At 34.0% G+C, this 17,307-nt stretch carries 13 protein-coding genes and 6 tRNA genes; 3 read left to right on the plus strand and 16 right to left on the minus strand.

Going from position 1 to position 17,307, the window contains the following annotated elements; genetic code table 11:
- Positions 1-430: 430 nt before the first annotated feature.
- Positions 431-2,584: a Tex family protein gene (locus tag KJS44_RS11175; protein ID WP_008687272.1), complete on the minus strand. Its 2,154-nt coding sequence runs from the start codon at positions 2,582-2,584 to the stop codon at positions 431-433.
- A gap of 729 nt (positions 2,585-3,313) precedes the next feature.
- Between KJS44_RS11175 and KJS44_RS11185 the strand changes: the two genes are divergently transcribed.
- The 3 genes from KJS44_RS11185 (at position 3,314) to KJS44_RS14780 (ending at position 5,560) form a co-directional block, all read left to right on the plus strand.
- Entirely contained in the window at positions 3,314-3,961 is a 648-nt protein-coding gene (locus tag KJS44_RS11185; RefSeq protein ID WP_008687271.1) for a pentapeptide repeat-containing protein, read from the plus strand.
- Positions 3,962-4,138: 177 nt separating this feature from the next.
- Complete coding sequence (locus tag KJS44_RS11190) at positions 4,139-5,239, plus strand: DNA alkylation repair protein (RefSeq protein ID WP_008687240.1); 1,101 nt, start codon at positions 4,139-4,141, stop codon at positions 5,237-5,239.
- Between the two features lie 132 nt (positions 5,240-5,371).
- Positions 5,372-5,560 carry a DUF1905 domain-containing protein gene (locus KJS44_RS14780; protein ID WP_372457593.1) on the plus strand — a complete coding sequence of 63 codons (189 nt, stop codon included), beginning with the start codon at positions 5,372-5,374 and terminating at the stop codon, positions 5,558-5,560.
- Between the two features lie 170 nt (positions 5,561-5,730).
- On the opposite strand, the gene pepT is transcribed toward KJS44_RS14780, so the two are convergent.
- From pepT to KJS44_RS11270, 15 genes are all read right to left on the minus strand, one after another.
- On the minus strand, positions 5,731-6,951 hold the full coding sequence (pepT, locus tag KJS44_RS11200; RefSeq protein ID WP_008687238.1) for a peptidase T: 1,221 nt from the start codon (positions 6,949-6,951) through the stop codon (positions 5,731-5,733).
- Positions 6,952-7,051: 100 nt separating this feature from the next.
- A complete protein-coding gene (locus KJS44_RS11205; RefSeq protein WP_008979344.1) occupies positions 7,052-7,498 on the minus strand; it encodes a DUF2383 domain-containing protein in 447 nt (148 codons plus the stop codon).
- A 206-nt stretch (positions 7,499-7,704) separates the two neighbouring features.
- Entirely contained in the window at positions 7,705-8,727 is a 1,023-nt protein-coding gene (locus KJS44_RS11210; RefSeq protein ID WP_008687236.1) for an RNA-guided endonuclease InsQ/TnpB family protein, read from the minus strand.
- Between the two features lie 471 nt (positions 8,728-9,198).
- Positions 9,199-9,272, minus strand: a tRNA-Gly gene (locus KJS44_RS11215).
- Between the two features lie 10 nt (positions 9,273-9,282).
- Positions 9,283-9,358, minus strand: a tRNA-Lys gene (locus KJS44_RS11220).
- A gap of 24 nt (positions 9,359-9,382) precedes the next feature.
- Positions 9,383-9,458 (minus strand) — tRNA-Gln (locus tag KJS44_RS11225).
- 8 nt (positions 9,459-9,466) lie between these two features.
- Positions 9,467-9,550 (minus strand) — tRNA-Tyr (locus KJS44_RS11230).
- An 18-nt stretch (positions 9,551-9,568) separates the two neighbouring features.
- Positions 9,569-9,644 (minus strand) — tRNA-Thr (locus KJS44_RS11235).
- 7 nt (positions 9,645-9,651) lie between these two features.
- Positions 9,652-9,727, minus strand: a tRNA-Val gene (locus tag KJS44_RS11240).
- A gap of 165 nt (positions 9,728-9,892) precedes the next feature.
- Positions 9,893-10,174, minus strand: coding sequence for a cyclic-di-AMP receptor (locus KJS44_RS11245; RefSeq protein ID WP_008687235.1), 282 nt, complete (start codon positions 10,172-10,174; stop codon positions 9,893-9,895).
- A 203-nt stretch (positions 10,175-10,377) separates the two neighbouring features.
- Complete coding sequence (locus tag KJS44_RS11250) at positions 10,378-10,827, minus strand: winged helix-turn-helix transcriptional regulator (protein WP_008687233.1); 450 nt, start codon at positions 10,825-10,827, stop codon at positions 10,378-10,380.
- Between the two features lie 31 nt (positions 10,828-10,858).
- A complete protein-coding gene (locus tag KJS44_RS11255) occupies positions 10,859-12,100 on the minus strand; it encodes a redoxin domain-containing protein (RefSeq protein WP_008687231.1) in 1,242 nt (413 codons plus the stop codon).
- Between the two features lie 329 nt (positions 12,101-12,429).
- Positions 12,430-13,767: an FAD-dependent oxidoreductase gene (locus KJS44_RS11260; RefSeq protein WP_008687230.1), complete on the minus strand. Its 1,338-nt coding sequence runs from the start codon at positions 13,765-13,767 to the stop codon at positions 12,430-12,432.
- A gap of 216 nt (positions 13,768-13,983) precedes the next feature.
- Positions 13,984-15,411, minus strand: a complete 1,428-nt coding sequence (locus KJS44_RS11265) for a deoxyguanosinetriphosphate triphosphohydrolase (RefSeq protein ID WP_008687229.1) — start codon at positions 15,409-15,411, stop codon at positions 13,984-13,986.
- A gap of 588 nt (positions 15,412-15,999) precedes the next feature.
- Entirely contained in the window at positions 16,000-17,145 is a 1,146-nt protein-coding gene (locus KJS44_RS11270) for a DUF349 domain-containing protein (RefSeq protein WP_008687226.1), read from the minus strand.
- Positions 17,146-17,307: the final 162 nt, after the last annotated feature.

Here is a 17,307-nt window from a genome sequence, read left to right on the forward strand (position 1 = left end):
ATGGATACTACATGTCACATGTTTAGAAATGATGAAATTTTAAATTTAAACTGTCAAAGAAAGCTTGGTTTTCTTCACTTTTTAGCTGATCGTGATTTGCATTGCAAATGATAAAAAAATGTTGATCAGATATAAAAAAAGATCATAATAAAATTAATTCCGTTAGGTTGTAAAGGATAACGCACATCATTCTTTATGAAAGTGGTTCTACTTATCCATATTAAATAAAGATGAATAGATGATGTTCTTAACGTCGCATCTTTAAGAAAAGGATGTGTTTTTTAATCGAAATGATCCTGCGGGTGAAAAGACCAGCACGTCATTTGCTTAGAAAACACATCCATATCTTCATTATAAAGTACTTCCATTACTACCTGATACTATTTTTATCATCATTGACTAACCAGTACCCTCTTCATCAACCACAGCTTTATTTTTGCAATGGTAACAGACTAAGTTGTACTTTTTGTTTTTCTTGATCAATATTGTATACCCAGACTTTGACAACATCTCCTACAGCCACAACTTCACTAGGATGTTGCACTCGCTGACGGCGCATTTTTGAAATATGTACTAAGCCGTCTTCATGCAAACCGATATCTACAAAAGCACCGAAGTCCACAACATTACGAACAACACCTTCCAATTCATCTCCGATATGCAGATCTTCCAGCTCCAATACATCACTTCGTAAAATTGGCGCATCATAGCGTTCACGATAATCACGCAATGGAGAACGTATGGCATCTAAGATATCTTCAATCGTATATACATCAGCGCCTAATTCTTTTGCTAAGGCTGAAGATGTCACTTTTTCCAAAGAAGCTCTTGCTTCCTCGCTTCCCATCATAGAAGGTGTTAAAGCAAATTGGGCAAGAATTTTTTTCGCCAAAGCATAGCTTTCAGGATGAATAGATGTTCGATCTAAAGGTTCATCACCGTCTTCAATGCGCAGGAAACCAGCCGCCTGTTCAAATGATTTTGCTCCGACCTTTGGAATTTGCTTTAACTCGATGCGGTTTCTTATTTCACCATGGTCTTCACGATAGGTCACAATTGATTTCGCGGTGGCTGCACTTAAACCAGATATATTTTTCAATAATTCACTGCTGGCAGTATTCACATTTACTCCTACACGGTTCACTGCTTTTGTAACGACAAAATCCAAACGTTCTTTTAATCGTTTCGTTGGCAGGTCGTGTTGATATTGACCAACACCGATAGATTGTGGATCTATTTTAATCAATTCTGCAAGTGGATCAATAACTCTTCGAGCGATTGATATAGCTGAACGCTGTTCTACTTGAAGATCCGGAAATTCTTCACGGGCGAGCTTACTGGCAGAGTATACGGATGCTCCTGCCTCACTGACGATGGTGTAAGACACCGCAAGGTGATAATCACGTATCAACTTTGCAACAAAAGCTTCGCTCTCGCGACTGGCTGTACCATTGCCAATTGCGATGATTTTTATAGGATATGTTTTTAGCAAATTCAGCATGATACTTTCGGCTTCTTTTGTCCTGGCATTTGGCTGATGGGGGTAGATGACACTGATTTTCAATAGCTTTCCGGTTTCGTCTATTACCGCAAGTTTACATCCTGTACGAAAAGCTGGGTCAAAGCCTAATACCATTTTTTGTTTCATTGGTGGTTGCAACAATAGTTTTTCTAAATTCATAGAGAATACTTCGATTGATTGTTCGTGTGCTCTTTCACTCAGTTCATTGCGAATTTCTCGTTCTACGCTTGGAAATGCAAGGCGTTTTAATCCATCCTGCACAGCTTCTTCAATATAAGGAACCGCTGGACATTGGCGTTTTTTGGTGAATCTCTGGATAGCCCAATTCAGTTGATAATCTTCATCAAAATCTATGGAGACTTGGATGACCTTTTCTTTTTCTGCACGATCGATTGCCATGATACGATGACTCGCTAGGGTGGAAATACGTTCATTGTAATCGTAATACATTTTATACACTTTTTTTGTATCTTCATGTTTCTTTTTCTCTTTTGTCACTAGGCGTCCATAATGTTCCATACTGTTTCTGATGCGTTTGCGGATTTCAGCATCATCACTAGCTTTTTCGGCAATAATATCTTTTGCCCCTTGCAAAGCATCTTGAATAGTTGGTACATCTTCTTTTATATAATTTGCTGCTTCTTGTGCGACATTTACGTTTGGCAGTAGTTTTAATAACCATTCAGCAAGTGGAGCAAGACCTTTTGCCTGTGCATCTGTTGCACGGGTTTTGCGTTTTTGTTGATATGGTCGATATATGTCTTCTACTTGTGACAGCTTTTCGCATGCTTCAATTTGTTTTTTTATTTCTTCTGTTAATTTTCCTTGTTGTTCAATAAGACGTGCCACGTCTTCCTTACGTTTTTTTAGGTTTAGCTGATATGCATAATTTTCCTGAATGACGCGGATTTGTTCTTCATCTAGACCATTTGTGACTTCTTTTCGATAACGGGCGATGAAAGGGACCGTATTTCCCTGCTCTAGTAGATCTAAGGTGTTTACCACTTGTTTTTCACTGATATTAAGGGATTTTGCAATTGGTGTGATAATCATTTGTTCCATTTTAATGTCCTTCCTTTATTTGGTTTTGGTTAGTGTTCTATAACTTGTCAATTTTACGCATAAGTGCTTTGAATGAATATGTATCTTGAATATCATATGCTTTGAATGAATATGTGTTTTAAATATCATGTGTTTTAAACGAATATGCGTTTTGAATTAACATGTATTTTGAATATCATGTATTTTGACTGAATATGTAGGTTTAGATGGAGTAATCAGATATAAAATACGATTCATGCTCTCTTAAAATGATAATATAAAAGCAAAATATAGAATCAATCCATGTATATAAAATACATGATATCATTATAAGACGAAATACCAATGATTGGCAAGTTTAGTTTATTTCTGAAAGGAGCAGATTTTTGAAAAAAAACAAAAAATTGGCTTTGATAATCGTCAAGATATAATCATAAAAAAGATGACTATAGTTTTTAAAAAGATTCACTTTTATCATAACGCTACTTCATCATATTTTATAAGGAATAGATGTAAAAGGACCTTTCTACATTTTTTAGGTTTATAATTAACGTGAAAGACTCTTTTTCACTATATGTTGTCAATGAGTAAGGATTAAAGTAAAAACTATACAAGATTATTCTTTTCATGATAAAATTTTGCACCATGATCAAAAAGTATATAGACTTTCATAACATGGGTGTTATAATGAATCCATTAGAATTTACTTAATAAATTTAACCGTTATACACAAATAACTTGGAGGTTTAAATGAAAATTGAGAAACCAAGAATACCCTCATATTTAGAAGAACAGACAGAATTCCACAAAATGGTGGAAGAGGAGCCCTATCTACAAGGACTAAGTTTTAAAAATTGTCTAATTACTGAACCAGAATTGCCATGTCTGCATTTGGATGGCATAGTATTTGAAAATGTATGTTTTGAAGACTGTAATTTTCTTAACATTGACATGATTGATGTCATTTTTGAAAATTGTGAATTTAACAATGTTGTTTTTAGTGATGGTGCCATACATCGCACTATTTTCAAAACATGTCGCGCAATGGGAACACAATTCATTGATTGTGTGTTACATAATATACAATATATTGAATGCAATCTGCATTATGCGAATTTCAGTGGAAGTCGTTATAAACAGACGATATATAAAAAATGTGATATAGGTAGTTCTAGCTTCATTCAATGTGGATTTAAAAAAACGTTATTTGAACATTGCAGTTTAGTAGATAGTGAATTTTATAATACTAGTCTTGATGGCATGAATTTTGCGACAAGCGAAATTGATGGTATTGGTGTAACACAAGATTTATTAAAAGGCGCCATCGTAAGCACAGATCAAGCGCTACAGCTAGTAAAACTATTAGGCTTAATAGTAGATGAAACTGAGTTGGAATAACCATAATGGTTATCTTTATCTTATTACACGCCACAACAATCCACATAAAGTAATTTATACTGTAATTACATATTAGAAAAACCAACTAAAAATTTGATTGTCCCCTAAAACACTGCATCTATCAGCATTATCAAAGGTTTTAAGATATGGGAACTCTGTATTCGAAGGAGGAATAATATGGCGGAATTATTTAAGGACAGATTTAATTATGAATCACTATACAAGCTCGCATCACAGATTCAAACGGTTTATGATGAGTTTCCGGTAGATACGTTTTTAAAATCCACGATGGACGAAATGTGGGATAGTTTAGAATTGAAACAGAGGGTCATGCAAATTAGTGTAAATTTAGGGAAGTATTTACCAGACGACTATAAAACAGCCATTCACATTATTGATAAAGTGATAATGAATTATGATACCTGCTCAGATGGTTTTGTTTCCTTTTTCCCAACTTTTGTTGAGCTTTACGGACAGGATAAAGAAAACTGGGACATCTCTATGTCAGCTTTAGCAAGATATACTCCATACGCATCAGCTGAATTTGCAGTAAGAGCGTTTATTATTAACGATGAAGAACGTATGATGGCGCAGATGGCATCATGGGCTAAAGATAATAATGAGCATGTCCGTAGGCTTGCCAGCGAAGGTTGTCGCCCCAGACTGCCTTGGGGACAAAGCTTGCCGAACTTCCAAAAAGATCCATCTCCGATTCTCCGTATTTTAGAGTTGCTAAAAGCAGACCCTTCACTGTATGTTCGTAAAAGTGTAGCCAATAACCTGAATGATATATCAAAAACACATCCTGATTTAGTGGTGAAGGTTGCTAAGGATTGGTATGGTAAAGACATGAATACAGATTGGATTATCAAACACGGGTGCAGGACACTTCTTAAAAAGGGCAATAGCGAAGTGCTTCGTATTTTGGGATTATCAGATGCTGGCTGTGTCAGAGTTAATGCTTTTTCACTAGAAACTGTATCTGTTCCTGCAGGGGGTATTTTGACTTTTTCCTTCGAGCTTGAGGCTGAAAAGAAAACTAAGGCACGGCTGGAATATGGAATTGATTATGTTAAAGCAAACGGTAGGCAGAACCGTAAAATATTCCAAATATCCGAGCTTGTTTTCAAGGAAAAGGAAAAGAGGTATTACACAAAAACACATTCCTTTGCGGATACAAGTACAAGGAAACATTACCCTGGAATCCATTCAATTACGCTTATAGTTAATGGTACTGAGCGGGGTACACTAGAGTTTGAAGTATTGGCGGCAAAATAGAATTTGCAGGAGGTGTAAAATGAAGAACAAAGGAATGAAGTTTGAATTTTCAGCAAAGCCATATCATTATTCTGCGACAGAAGGAATGTTTTTGTTTCTCTTCCAAAAGAAATATCTATAGATATAAGAAATATTTTTAAATGTTTAGAAGAAGGTTGGGGTCGATTAAAAGTAACAGCAATAATTGGTAATACACAATGGCAAACTGCTATTTGGTTTGATACAAAGCAGGATACTTATTTACTTCCACTTAAAGCGGCAGTTAGAAAAAAAGAATGTATTGAACTTAATAAACCTTTGCAAGTTATTGTCTGTGTTTAATTTAAAAAGGAAATCTAAATACCTCACTGTGATATAGGATATTAGGAGATTTATTAAATCATCCTATAATCATCACATTAAAGATAGATTTCCTTTCTTTTAGTAGTCAGATGTTAGTACTAATAGAATATCCTTACCGTCTTTTCTATTTATAATACTAATGATTAATTTTATAATTTCAAACTATTTTCAACTATTTTCAAAAGCAATGCGACGCTTTTCTCCATTTCATTTATGGAAACATATTCATATTTACCGTGATAGTTATAACCACCGGTTCCTAAGTTAGGACAAGGGAGACCTTCATATGTCAGGCGTGCTCCATCAGTACCACCACGAATAGCTGCGGAAGCAGGCTGTAAACCTATTTCTTCCATAGATTTTTTTACCAACTCAATAATATTCATATTTTGTTCGATGATTTGACGCATATTTGCATAACTATCCGTTATCTGTAATGTAATCGTATTTTCAGGATACTTTTTATTTAAGTAATCAGCTATGCGCTTAAAGTCTTCTTTTTGTTGTTCAAATAATGTTTCATCATGATTACGAATAATATAAGACATATGCGCGTGTTCACATTCTCCATGCATATCAGTTAAATGATTAAATCCTTCATAACCTTCTGTATATGCTGGGTTTTGTTCAACAGGCAACATGGAATGAAATTCCATTCCAACTAAAAGAGCATTTATCATCTTGCCTTTAGCGGAACCTGGATGAATGCTTAATCCTTGTATATCCAATACTGCACTAGCTGCATTAAAGTTCTCATAATCAATAAACTCAACTTCGCCGCCATCTACTGTATAGGCGAAATCCGCATCAAATGCTTTCACATTAAAGTGATCTGTACCTCTGCCTACTTCTTCATCAGGGGTAAATGCTATTTTTATATCACCATGCGGTAAGTTTTTTTGAATAATTGTTTCTAGCATAGTCATTATTTCGGCTATACCGGCTTTATCATCAGCGCCTAGTAAGGTTGTTCCATCAGTAACAATTAGGTTCTCACCAATATTACGATTTAGGCTTTCAAAATCATTTGGCCCCATATGAATATTTAATTTTTCATTCAAAATGATATCAGAGCCATCATAATTTTCAATTATTCTTGGTTTTACATTTTCACCACTCATATCAGGTGAAGTATCCATATGAGCTATAAATCCTATTTTAGGACAATTAGCCTCGCAATTGGCAAGTAAACTTCCATATACAATACCAAATTCATCTACATATGCATTTGTAACACCAATATTTTTCAACTCATCTACTAAGTATTTTGCCAACTTTAATTGTTTTAAAGAACTTGGTGTTGTTTGTGAGTTCTCATCAGATTGAGTGTCAAAAGTGACATATTTTAAAAATCTTTCTTGTACTTTCATATCTATCCTTCTTTTATATTGTAAATGACTTATAAATGTTATTTACATAATTTCCTTTCTTAGAAGAATTATACAATGAAACAAGCAAGAAAGCCAAGTATTACTCTTCAAATTCAATACGGTATCTATCTAATTTATGATATATAGAAGCATAATCATCTTTCATAATGGCAATCGTCTTTTCTGTTTCATCATCCAAAATGAAATTTCGTGCGTCAAAATCATGCAATGCTTTTGCTCCCATTTCCATATTATGAACAGCCACTTTCAATACTTCTTTATCACTATCAACCGTTAAATTTTTAATATGTGATATGACATCTGTGATTGTACCCATAATTCCTGCTGAGTCAATAGGTTCGCCTCCATGGGCTAATATTAATCCTGTTAAAGATTTTTCATGAATGTGTAGCATGAGTAAAATTTCATCAAATTCTTTATGCAATGTTTCACTTTTGATTTTTTCACGCAAATCTTCAAATATGGATGCACCCATATGTGTTCCTTTCAATAGTTGATTTAATTCTTCTAATAATTTATCTTCCATACTTTTCACCTCACGATTATTATGGAGTTCATTCTTTATGTCTATTCTCAAATGTGTACGTGCCGAGAAAAAGCCATGCTCAGCACGTACCATATAGGGTTCGAACCACATGGCTTTTTTTCCATTGGCTATGCCTTTGGATATGGATGTGCCTTCACCCGTCCTGTAGCGGTATCTATGAGATACTACAGGCCGATTCAGAAGAATCAAAGTGCATGGAGGATGTTAATAGCTGCAACAACATCACGATGTCCATGATATCCGCACTTACATTGATAGGTTCGATCTTTTGGTTTATTTATTCGCCCGCATTTAGGACATTTTTTTGATGTATTATATGGATTTACATATCTAACTTCAATACCGGCGAGTTGAGCTTTATATGTAATAAATTGTTGAAGTCTTTGATAAGACCATAAATAGGCATTAGAGACTTGCCTGACATTAAAGCGATCATGGATAGAGGTTAATTTTTCTAGATATATCATTCCTACATCATTTTCCAAAGCATAAGAAATTATGTCTTTTGAAATCTTATGATCTTGATCAGCCAAGACATTATGTAGTTTATGCCGGAATTGGCGCAATTTCTTAAACTGCTTTCTTCGTTGCATTTCTTGTATATGACGTTTATATTTACGTAGATAAAATTGGCGTTGCCTACCATTTCCAAAAAAACGATAATGCTGATTATCAAGAGCAGCAACTGCGGGTACTTTCATTCCTATATCAATACCTATTGTTTTACGACTTGTTGAAAAAATGATGGGAATATCTACATTTATAAAGGCATACCAGTTTTCTTGAATATGCATTAATTCTAAATTCATCATTTTACCCCTAGCTAACTGCATTAAAGGTTGTTCATTATGATACATAGGAAGATCAATGAATCTTTTATGTTCAAGAAGACCTAACTCTAGCTGCAGGAGATCACCGTTTAGGCGATAGGAGGAGTTGCTCCAACAGCTAGAGCAGCGGATCTTTCGGCTATTTTTACATCCACAACGATATTCGTATTCTTTTTTAGCAAAATCGAGTACTAAGTGTTTGCTATGAAAAGAGATATGATTACTAATATTTTTATATAGATATTCGTAACTATGATTTTCTTTTATAAAAATATCGGCTATGCGTTTTATCTCTTTATGATATATAGTTTCATACCAAGTTAAGCAGTGCTTTAAGTGTTCATTTAAATCTAATGATAGTTTGATCGTTATGTACATTTGATTTCACCTAGATTTCCCTTCACTTATATATACGATTCTAAAATAGAAAATCGTAATTTTTGGTGAATTTTTTTTAATTTCAATAAAACATTGAATTTATAATACTATTTCTTACATTTCCACCCTTTTATATTTATATTATGAATTCGTGCCGCAGAGGGTCTATGTACACGTTTCTCCACCATATTCTTATTAAATAGAGCCCAAGTCCTAGGACTTGGCCATCTTAGCGTTCTTAAGAGCGCAATAGCCAAGCGAAACACGTTATTATTACCCCAGCCGAGGCACTATCAAGAAGCATCTGACTTTTTCGATATCGCCAAGGTCACCAACACTTTAGACTATTTAGTGACATTCAGCCTTCCTTTCTTTACTATGAACTCCATTGTCATTCTCAAGCTAACATGAATAGTGATTCTCATCACATCAAAAAAAGCAATCAGTGTATGATTGCTTTATTGAACTATATGGAGCGGGTGATGAGAATCGAACTCACGTAGTCAGCTTGGAAGGCTGAAGTTCTACCATTGAACTACACCCGCAACATTTAAATGGTGACCCGTGGGCGATTCGAACGCCCGACCCTCTGATTAAAAGTCAGATGCTCTACCAACTGAGCTAACGGGTCATTTATAATGTTGATTTTTTAAAATGGCTGGGGTAACTGGACTCGAACCAGTGGAATGCCAGAGTCAAAGTCTGGTGCCTTACCGCTTGGCTATACCCCAATAAGAGATGGTGGGGGGGGACGGATTCGAACCGCCGAACCATAAGGAACTGAGTTACAGTCAGCCGCGTTTAGCCTCTTCGCTACCCCCCCAGCTCTATTTATTAAGAATGGTGCCGACTATAGGAATTGAACCCACAACCTACTGATTACAAGTCAGTTGCTCTACCAATTGAGCTAAGTCGGCACATTTATGGTGGAGGCTAAGGGACTTGAACCCCTGACCCTCTGCTTGTAAGGCAGACGCTCTCCCAACTGAGCTAAGCCTCCACATAATTTATGCAATCACTGATTTCCTGAGTCCTTTCCATCAGCGCCTTAATATAATACCATCTGTTTATTTTTCTGTCAACAATTTTTTAAAACTTTTTTATATTTTTTTCAACACACTTTTATAATGCATAATCTTCCCATTTTAAAGCCTTTTTATATTGCCTAAGGATTGATTTTTTTAAAATAAGTTGAAGCTATAACATATATTTTTACTTGACCTCTAAACGGCTCAGACATTCCCGGATGCCTGCCTCCTTCATTTTCTAATATCGCGATAACATTGTCAGCTTCACCTTTTTCCACGCCAAGTAATAAAACAATATCACCATATTGTAAAAACTCTCCATTGCAACCAATTTCAGTAGCAGAATAACCATGCTTAACAAGTAATGATGTAATATTATCTGAATATTCTTCACTAGCTATGATTAAGATTAATTCCATCTTATACACCTCTTGTAATATGATAACATATTTCAATTATTATTTCCGCCACTTTCTAAAAACTAATTATAAAATAGAGAATCATCATGATTCTATCAAAAAAGCCAAAGTATTTTCCATTCATATCGTCAACCTTGGCTTACTATTCTATATACAGATAAACTTTTCACTTACTGTTAAATAATGATGATCCTTACCATATATTAAATTTCGTCAATAACATCATCTAAATCATTGATGATGATATCCTCTTTACTCAAAATCTCATCACATTCATCACATACATAAGCAATATGTATGTTAGAGCCACAGCTTTTATGTTTTAAACATTTATAACTTTTATTCAGATGCTTATCTCCCCATAATAATATAGCATTATAAATATCATCTAAATCACTAGATTTCTCTGTTAACAAATATTGATATCTAGGAGGATGTGTTGAATATAATTCACATGTAAGTAAATCATCTTCACATAACCCTTTTAGTCTCTCCGATAAAAGATTTGTAGGGATACCGACTAAATGTTTTTGTATATCTTTGAATGTATGACACCCTTCTTTTACTGCATGTAAAATCAATAAAGTCCATTTATCTCCAATTAAGTTCAGTGTTTGTGCTATATTACATTTTAAATCATATTGTTTTTTCATGTCATCACCTTTTCCCTATAACTTTCTTATACTAATTAGCATTTAACGTTTTTAAAATCATATTCTCCATCATTTCCATTGTCAAAGCACCTTCGATATATCCATAAGGTTTCCCTTCTTTGTCTAGCATAAAAGTAGTCGGCATACTACCAATACCAAATGTTGAATAAATAAATCCATCATCAAATAAAACAGGTACTGTCAGAGCATTATCCGAAATGAATTCTTTTAAATCAGATTTACCCTTTTCTTGCCCACCTGGATAAACAATTGTCAGAATTGCCACATGCTTATCACTTCTATATTTCTCATAAAGTTTTTGAATATTTGGCAGCTCACCACGGCAAGGCGGGCACCATGTCGCCCAAAAATTCAGAAAGACAACTTTACCTTTGTAATCCTCAAGTTTGATAATCTTATCATGTTGATCTTTTAATTCATAACTGCCTAACTGCTGCAATAATGCTTTCTCCTGTTCACTATTTTTCTCATCTTTATTCTCTCCACCATCTTCTTTTTTATCTTCATTCTTATCTTTAATCATAGCATTATTACTGCTTTGTGTCATGTAATTACTGATAAAGTTCATTTTACCGCTTACCATTGATACACCAAAAAATATTAATATGATTGCTCCTAATTTTACTGTATAGTTCATAATACTCTTATGATTGGACAGCCAATTTAATATACTATCTGTAAAGATACCAATAAGTAGGAAAGGTATTGTTAATCCAAGAGCATATATGACCATTAGAAAATTACTCATCCAAAGATTTTGTGAGCTATTCGCCAAAAGTAGAATACTGGAAAGAGCTGGTCCTATACACGGTGTCCATGCAAAACTAAAAGTAAACCCCATCAAAAACGCAAGTAGTAAGTTCATTTCTTTCTTTAAAGTAAACGGGAGTCTTCTTGTTTTCCCCAAAAAATTAGATTTGAAAAATCCCAATTGAAATAATCCTAATACAATAATAAGTATGCCTCCTACTTTTATGAATACGGACATATGATCTCTGAAAAATGAACTGATCAATGTGATTGATATATTCATCAATAAAATGGCGGTAAATATACCAAATATAAAACTCAGTGTAAAAAATATTACGAAACGTTTTTTTCTTATTTGTTTGTTGTTAACATCACTTCCAATTAAATATCCCATGTACACCGGCAATAATGGGAGCACACATGGCGAAAGGAAGGATAGCACTCCTTCCATAAATACCATAAGTATGCTTATATGTTGCATTGTATCCTGTAAATTCATCATAGGCAGTTATTTCCCCATCTTTCTTTTTCTATCTTTTAAATTTAAAATAACATTTCTTTTTTAACATAGCCAATCTAATATTTTTAAAATTAAGTCTTTTTTATATTTATATTGTTATTTTTGTATTATAACTATTGCAATACAATATTTTAAGGCATTTTATATTATAACTACATATTTTTAGGTTCTATAATTTTCAGTTTACCAATATCAGCAAAGAACTTTTATTCTATTAAGAAACTTTCAGCAATACCCATGACTTACAGTAAACACCATTTTATCTTTATTTTGTTTATAAATTTAACATTTTGTTTATAAATTTAATCATATCAGAAGTTACCAAACAGATCATTTAACGCCTCACTCATTGTAGGATGAGTGAAAATGTGGTTTGCTATGTCTGAAGTCTTTAATCCAAGATTTATTGCAAGCTGAACGAAATTGATCATTTCTTCTGAAGCAGTACACAACAATACACACCCTAGTATTTTATCCGTTTTGGCATCAGCAATTGCTTTTAACACGCCTTCTTTGCATTCATTTACATGTGCTCGTGGTATAGCAGAAACTGCCAGTTTCGCCACTTTGATTTCATACCCCTCATTTTTTGCCTCCTCTTCACTCATCCCTACGCGTGAAAAAGTTGGTTCAATAAAGACAGAATAGGGTATCGCTCCTCTATTATCAGTTGTACGTTTTTTATCACCAAATATATGATCTTTTACAATACGATAATCATCTAATGAAATATATGTGAATTGTAGTCCGCCTTTAACATCACCCATTGCGTAGATGTGTGGCTGAGACGTTTGTAGATATCGATTTACCTTAATAGCTCCACGAGCATCTGTTTCTACACCGGCTTGTTCAAGATGTAATCCATCTGTATTAGCTTTTCTTCCAGTTGCCAATAACACAGCATTTACTGTTAATTGCTGTATATTACCATCTTTGTTTTTATAAGTAACTATCACATCAGAATCATTTACATTTTCCACCGAAAGGACATTGCTTTTAAACTCAAATTGTACACCTTGTCTTTCTAATATTTGTTGTATATGTAAAGCGATATCCTCATCCTCTCGCTTGACAAGACGATCACCATATTCAAAAACGGTCACTTGAGTTCCATAACGAGCAAACATGCTTGAAAATTCTAAGCCAATATATCCGCCACCAATAATTGCTAACGTTTTAGGCTGTTCTTTCTCTTTCATTATATCAGCACTTACGTATATATGTTTTGTATGCTCGATACCTTGAATATTAGGGATGATAGGAACACTTCCTGTGTTAACAAAAAGATAATCACCATATATTTCTTTCGTACCCTTTTCATTTTCATATGAAATTACGTGGGTGTTTACAAAGCTTGCTTTAGCGGTAATTACATCAATGTTAGGATTTTGATTCAGCTTCTCAAAGTTCTTTTTTCTCAAAATTGACGTTATTTCTTCTTTTTTGTTAATAGCATCAGAAAAGGTTCTTTTACCAGCTTGTACAATCAAAGATTTTGATGGTATGCATCCTTCGTTAATGCATGTGCCACCATACATCTTTGACGATTTTTCTATCATCGCGACTTTTTTACCTTGCTTTGCGAACTCTGCTGCCAAAGTTTTTGCTCCTTTTCCAAATCCAATCATGATTGCATCATATTTTTTCATGAATATTGCCTCCTTATCATTTATGAACTCAGTATAACATAGTGACTTTATATTTTAAAGTGATTTGATTAAATATATTTAAATGCAAGCAAAAGTAATTTAAACTCTCTCTTTGCTTTATATCTCGATTTTCATAAAATTTTCAATGCTCCCTTTCATATAAAAAGAATCAGGCAGCTATAACCACCCGATGTCTTTAACATATAATAAACTTTATCAAATTCCTCTTAACTCTTGATATAATCGTTTCGCATAACTATCTGTCATACCTGCAATGAAATCCGTAGCAAGTAGTAAGCGGGCATACACTTTATCTTCTTCACTTTTTACAGTTTTTGCTGTTTCATGATATTGCTCTAAATAATTTTGTGATAAAAGATCAATATACTTTTTTTGTATCTCCGTAATTTCTATATCTGTATCATATGGCAATAAAGCATCGACAAAGCGATCTAACAGAAAGCTGAGAATTTCATTTCCCATCAATTCTAATTTTAGAATTGAAGAATGACAATATATGCGTCGATAGGCAAATTCTTTCAACGCATTAATTAGTTTACCTTCAGAGCTTTCTGTGATTAATTCATCAAAAAATTCGCCATTCATAATTTCATCATAGTGAAGGATAAAAGCATCACTAACTCTTGAAACACTATAAAGTTGTTTTTTTGTAAGCCAAGAAAAGACTGCATATTTATAAGGATCCACTGATGTTTTAGATCCAATTTGCTCCTGGATTCCGTTTTCCAACTCTTTTTCTAATAGCGCTTTTCCTTTCTCATCGCCAGCTTTAATGACAACATCCAGTAAATCTTGATATGTATATAATCCTTTGTTATAACCATCCTCCAGATCAGCAAAAGTGTATGCAAGATCATCTGCCGCCTCTAATAAAAAGCACAGTGGATTACGTGTATTTCGTGTACCGGTATTATTCTTTATTATAGCAAATTGCTCTTGCTCACTTTGAAAATACCCAATTTTCTTTTTTAGTAAATTGCGTTCATGTTTAGGTTTCTGTTTTTCCTTCATCATCGTCAAAGAATCGCATGGATATTTTATAATTGTATCCATAACAGCAGATGTAAGATGCATTCCATTTTTTCCTATTAACCTGTGCAATTTCGTAATAATACGCAATGCCTGGGCATTTCCTTCAAAGTTTTCCAAATCTGCAATTTGTTGCGGATCTAATATGTTGCGCAACTTTCTACCTTTGAATTCTTTTATGTCCAAGTTTTTTTTGAACCAATCGCGTATGCTGAATTCGCCGAAATGACCAAATGGTGGATTCCCGATATCATGTAGCAATCCTGCACAATTTAAAGTTTCCATAACTTTGATAGTATCTGGCTGATGTCCTTCATCTTCTAATTGTTTTTCTAATATCACATTACACACTTGTTTTCCCATTAATTTTGCTAGAGAGCTGACTTCCATAGAATGTGTCAGTCTTGTTCTTACAAAGTCACTATGATCTAAAGGAAAAACTTGTGTTTTATCTTGTAGTCGACGATAAGAAGCACTGCGGATTATACGATGATAATCGCTTTCTATTTCGCTGCGATATCGATGTGCCTCTTTTGTCTTTCTACTTGGAATACGTTCTTCACTAGTGATTAAATCCCATTGTAATCGTCCCATTTTCAAACCTCTTTCTTGTTTTTATGTCATTTACACTATACCTCATTCGAAACTAAAATGGAAGAATTTCACTACATACAATAACTTTATGTTATTAAAAAAAATCATTACTTCCTATTTTTAAAATATTACAATTTCCGCATCTATTATTATCTATTTTACTGACTCCGATATAATATTTCTAGTAAGCACTTATCTCGACGTATAAAAAAACCTTTCGCCATGAATAGCAAGGATTACTTACTAAATTCATAACGAAAGGATATGCCAAATAACTTCATTATATTATTGCATAGTTACTCCCCTTCATACCATGCTATAAGGATTTCATTTCCAGCAATACCGGCAATTTTTTATTGCTGATTATAATCATCAACTATCATCTTATCCGCATCGCTTTAGATTACATAACATCATCTTATCCGCAACGCTTTAGATTTCATAACATCATCTTATCCGCATTGCTTTTAGATTTCATAACATCATCTAATCAGCATTGCATTTAAATGCCATAACTATCATCTGAACAGCATTGTGTTTAGATGCCACAACTAGTATTTAAACAGCATTGCGCTTAGCTTAGGTACATTATTGCTCATTCAATCTTTTCTCAATATCTGCTAATTCTTCTTCTAACTGTTGGATGAACTCTTTCTTTTCTTCTATACGCTCTTCCATTTCATCAATAGCTCTTTGTCCCAATAGACCAACCATTTCATCTTGCATACGCTTGATTTGGCGTTTTTGGTTTTGTACAAGCTCTTGTTTGCGAGAACGCGCATCCATCATACGTTGACGCCATTGCTGATGCTTTTGCTCGTTCCATTGCTTCAAACCATTAAAATAGGCATCCATAATTTCACGGAATTCTTTCCAAACCTGATCTTCTTTATCTTTACCACAGGAACCAATTGTTTTCCATTCCACATTGAGATCTTTCATCTCTTTTGTATTTTCTCTCGTATATTCATTCCTATCAACAATTACTTTAGCTTTAGCAATTAATTCCTTCTTCTGTTCATACTTTTGATCTTGCTCAGCGTGTAATTCATTATAATATACATTTCGACGTTCATAGAATGTTTGTCTGCTTTCATTAAATGCTGCCCATAACTGATCTTCATACTCTTTACCAGCACTTCCAACAGCTTTCCACTCTTCCATCAAATGGCGGAACTCTTCACTTGTTTTCTGCCAATCCTTAGAATCTACAAGAGCAGCAGCTTTTTTAATCAAGTCTTCTTTTACTTGGCGGGCATTGCCAAATTTTGATTGTAATTCTTCCCAATGCTGATGTTTACGATCAAAAAACTTTTGACGTGCTGCATTAAATGCATCCCACAATTGATCATCGGTATCTCTGCCGGCAGAACCTGTTGCTTTCCATTGATTCATCAGTTCATTCATTTCTTCACTTCCCTGATTCCAATTATCTGTTTCGGCTAATGTTTCAGCGCGCTGAATCAGTTCATGTTTCAATACTTCATTACTTTGATATCCCTCTTTACGTTTTGCATAAAACACATCAATATAACTATCAAATTCTTCTGACAATTTTTCTTCATATGCAGAATCCCAATAAGAAATTCTTTTCCATCTTTTCTTTAAATTTAAGATTTCTTTCCAATCTGCTGTCTCTGGCAAATTCTTTGCCTCTTCTATCAAGGCTTCACGACAGCGAATATCTTCATCATAATCATTTACTTCATACAATTCATCATTCTCGTTATACATATATATTCCTCCAGTTCAAATTCCTTTATAGTGTCGCTCACAATATCAATTTTACCTCATCTTGGTGGAAATTTCATCCCCATTTTGAAATTTACTCGCTTATTATAAACGATTTTTTCATTTGGATAAGATAAATTTTCCCAATTGAAAGTACAAACGACA

It is taken from the genome of Longicatena caecimuris, from assembly GCF_018406465.1.
In the GTDB taxonomy this organism is placed as follows: domain Bacteria; phylum Bacillota_I; class Bacilli_A; order Erysipelotrichales; family Erysipelotrichaceae; genus Longicatena; species Longicatena caecimuris.

What these genes read in the sequence shown, in the direction of transcription:
- KJS44_RS11205 (WP_008979344.1), bottom strand. Translation starts at nt 7,498, where the DNA reads ATGGAAGATAAATTATTAGAAGAATTAAATCAACTATTGAAAGGAACA.
- KJS44_RS11265 (WP_008687229.1), bottom strand. Translation starts at nt 15,411, where the DNA reads ATGGGACGATTACAATGGGATTTAATCACTAGTGAAGAACGTATTCCA.
- KJS44_RS11185 (WP_008687271.1), top strand. Translation starts at nt 3,314, where the DNA reads ATGAAAATTGAGAAACCAAGAATACCCTCATATTTAGAAGAACAGACA.
- KJS44_RS11255 (WP_008687231.1), bottom strand. Translation starts at nt 12,100, where the DNA reads ATGATGAATTTACAGGATACAATGCAACATATAAGCATACTTATGGTA.
- KJS44_RS11190 (WP_008687240.1), top strand. Translation starts at nt 4,139, where the DNA reads ATGGCGGAATTATTTAAGGACAGATTTAATTATGAATCACTATACAAG.
- pepT (WP_008687238.1), bottom strand. Translation starts at nt 6,951, where the DNA reads ATGAAAGTACAAGAAAGATTTTTAAAATATGTCACTTTTGACACTCAA.
- KJS44_RS11260 (WP_008687230.1), bottom strand. Translation starts at nt 13,767, where the DNA reads ATGAAAAAATATGATGCAATCATGATTGGATTTGGAAAAGGAGCAAAA.
- KJS44_RS11250 (WP_008687233.1), bottom strand. Translation starts at nt 10,827, where the DNA reads ATGAAAAAACAATATGATTTAAAATGTAATATAGCACAAACACTGAAC.
- KJS44_RS11210 (WP_008687236.1), bottom strand. Translation starts at nt 8,727, where the DNA reads ATGTACATAACGATCAAACTATCATTAGATTTAAATGAACACTTAAAG.
- KJS44_RS11245 (WP_008687235.1), bottom strand. Translation starts at nt 10,174, where the DNA reads ATGGAATTAATCTTAATCATAGCTAGTGAAGAATATTCAGATAATATT.
- KJS44_RS11175 (WP_008687272.1), bottom strand. Translation starts at nt 2,584, where the DNA reads ATGGAACAAATGATTATCACACCAATTGCAAAATCCCTTAATATCAGT.
- KJS44_RS11270 (WP_008687226.1), bottom strand. Translation starts at nt 17,145, where the DNA reads ATGTATAACGAGAATGATGAATTGTATGAAGTAAATGATTATGATGAA.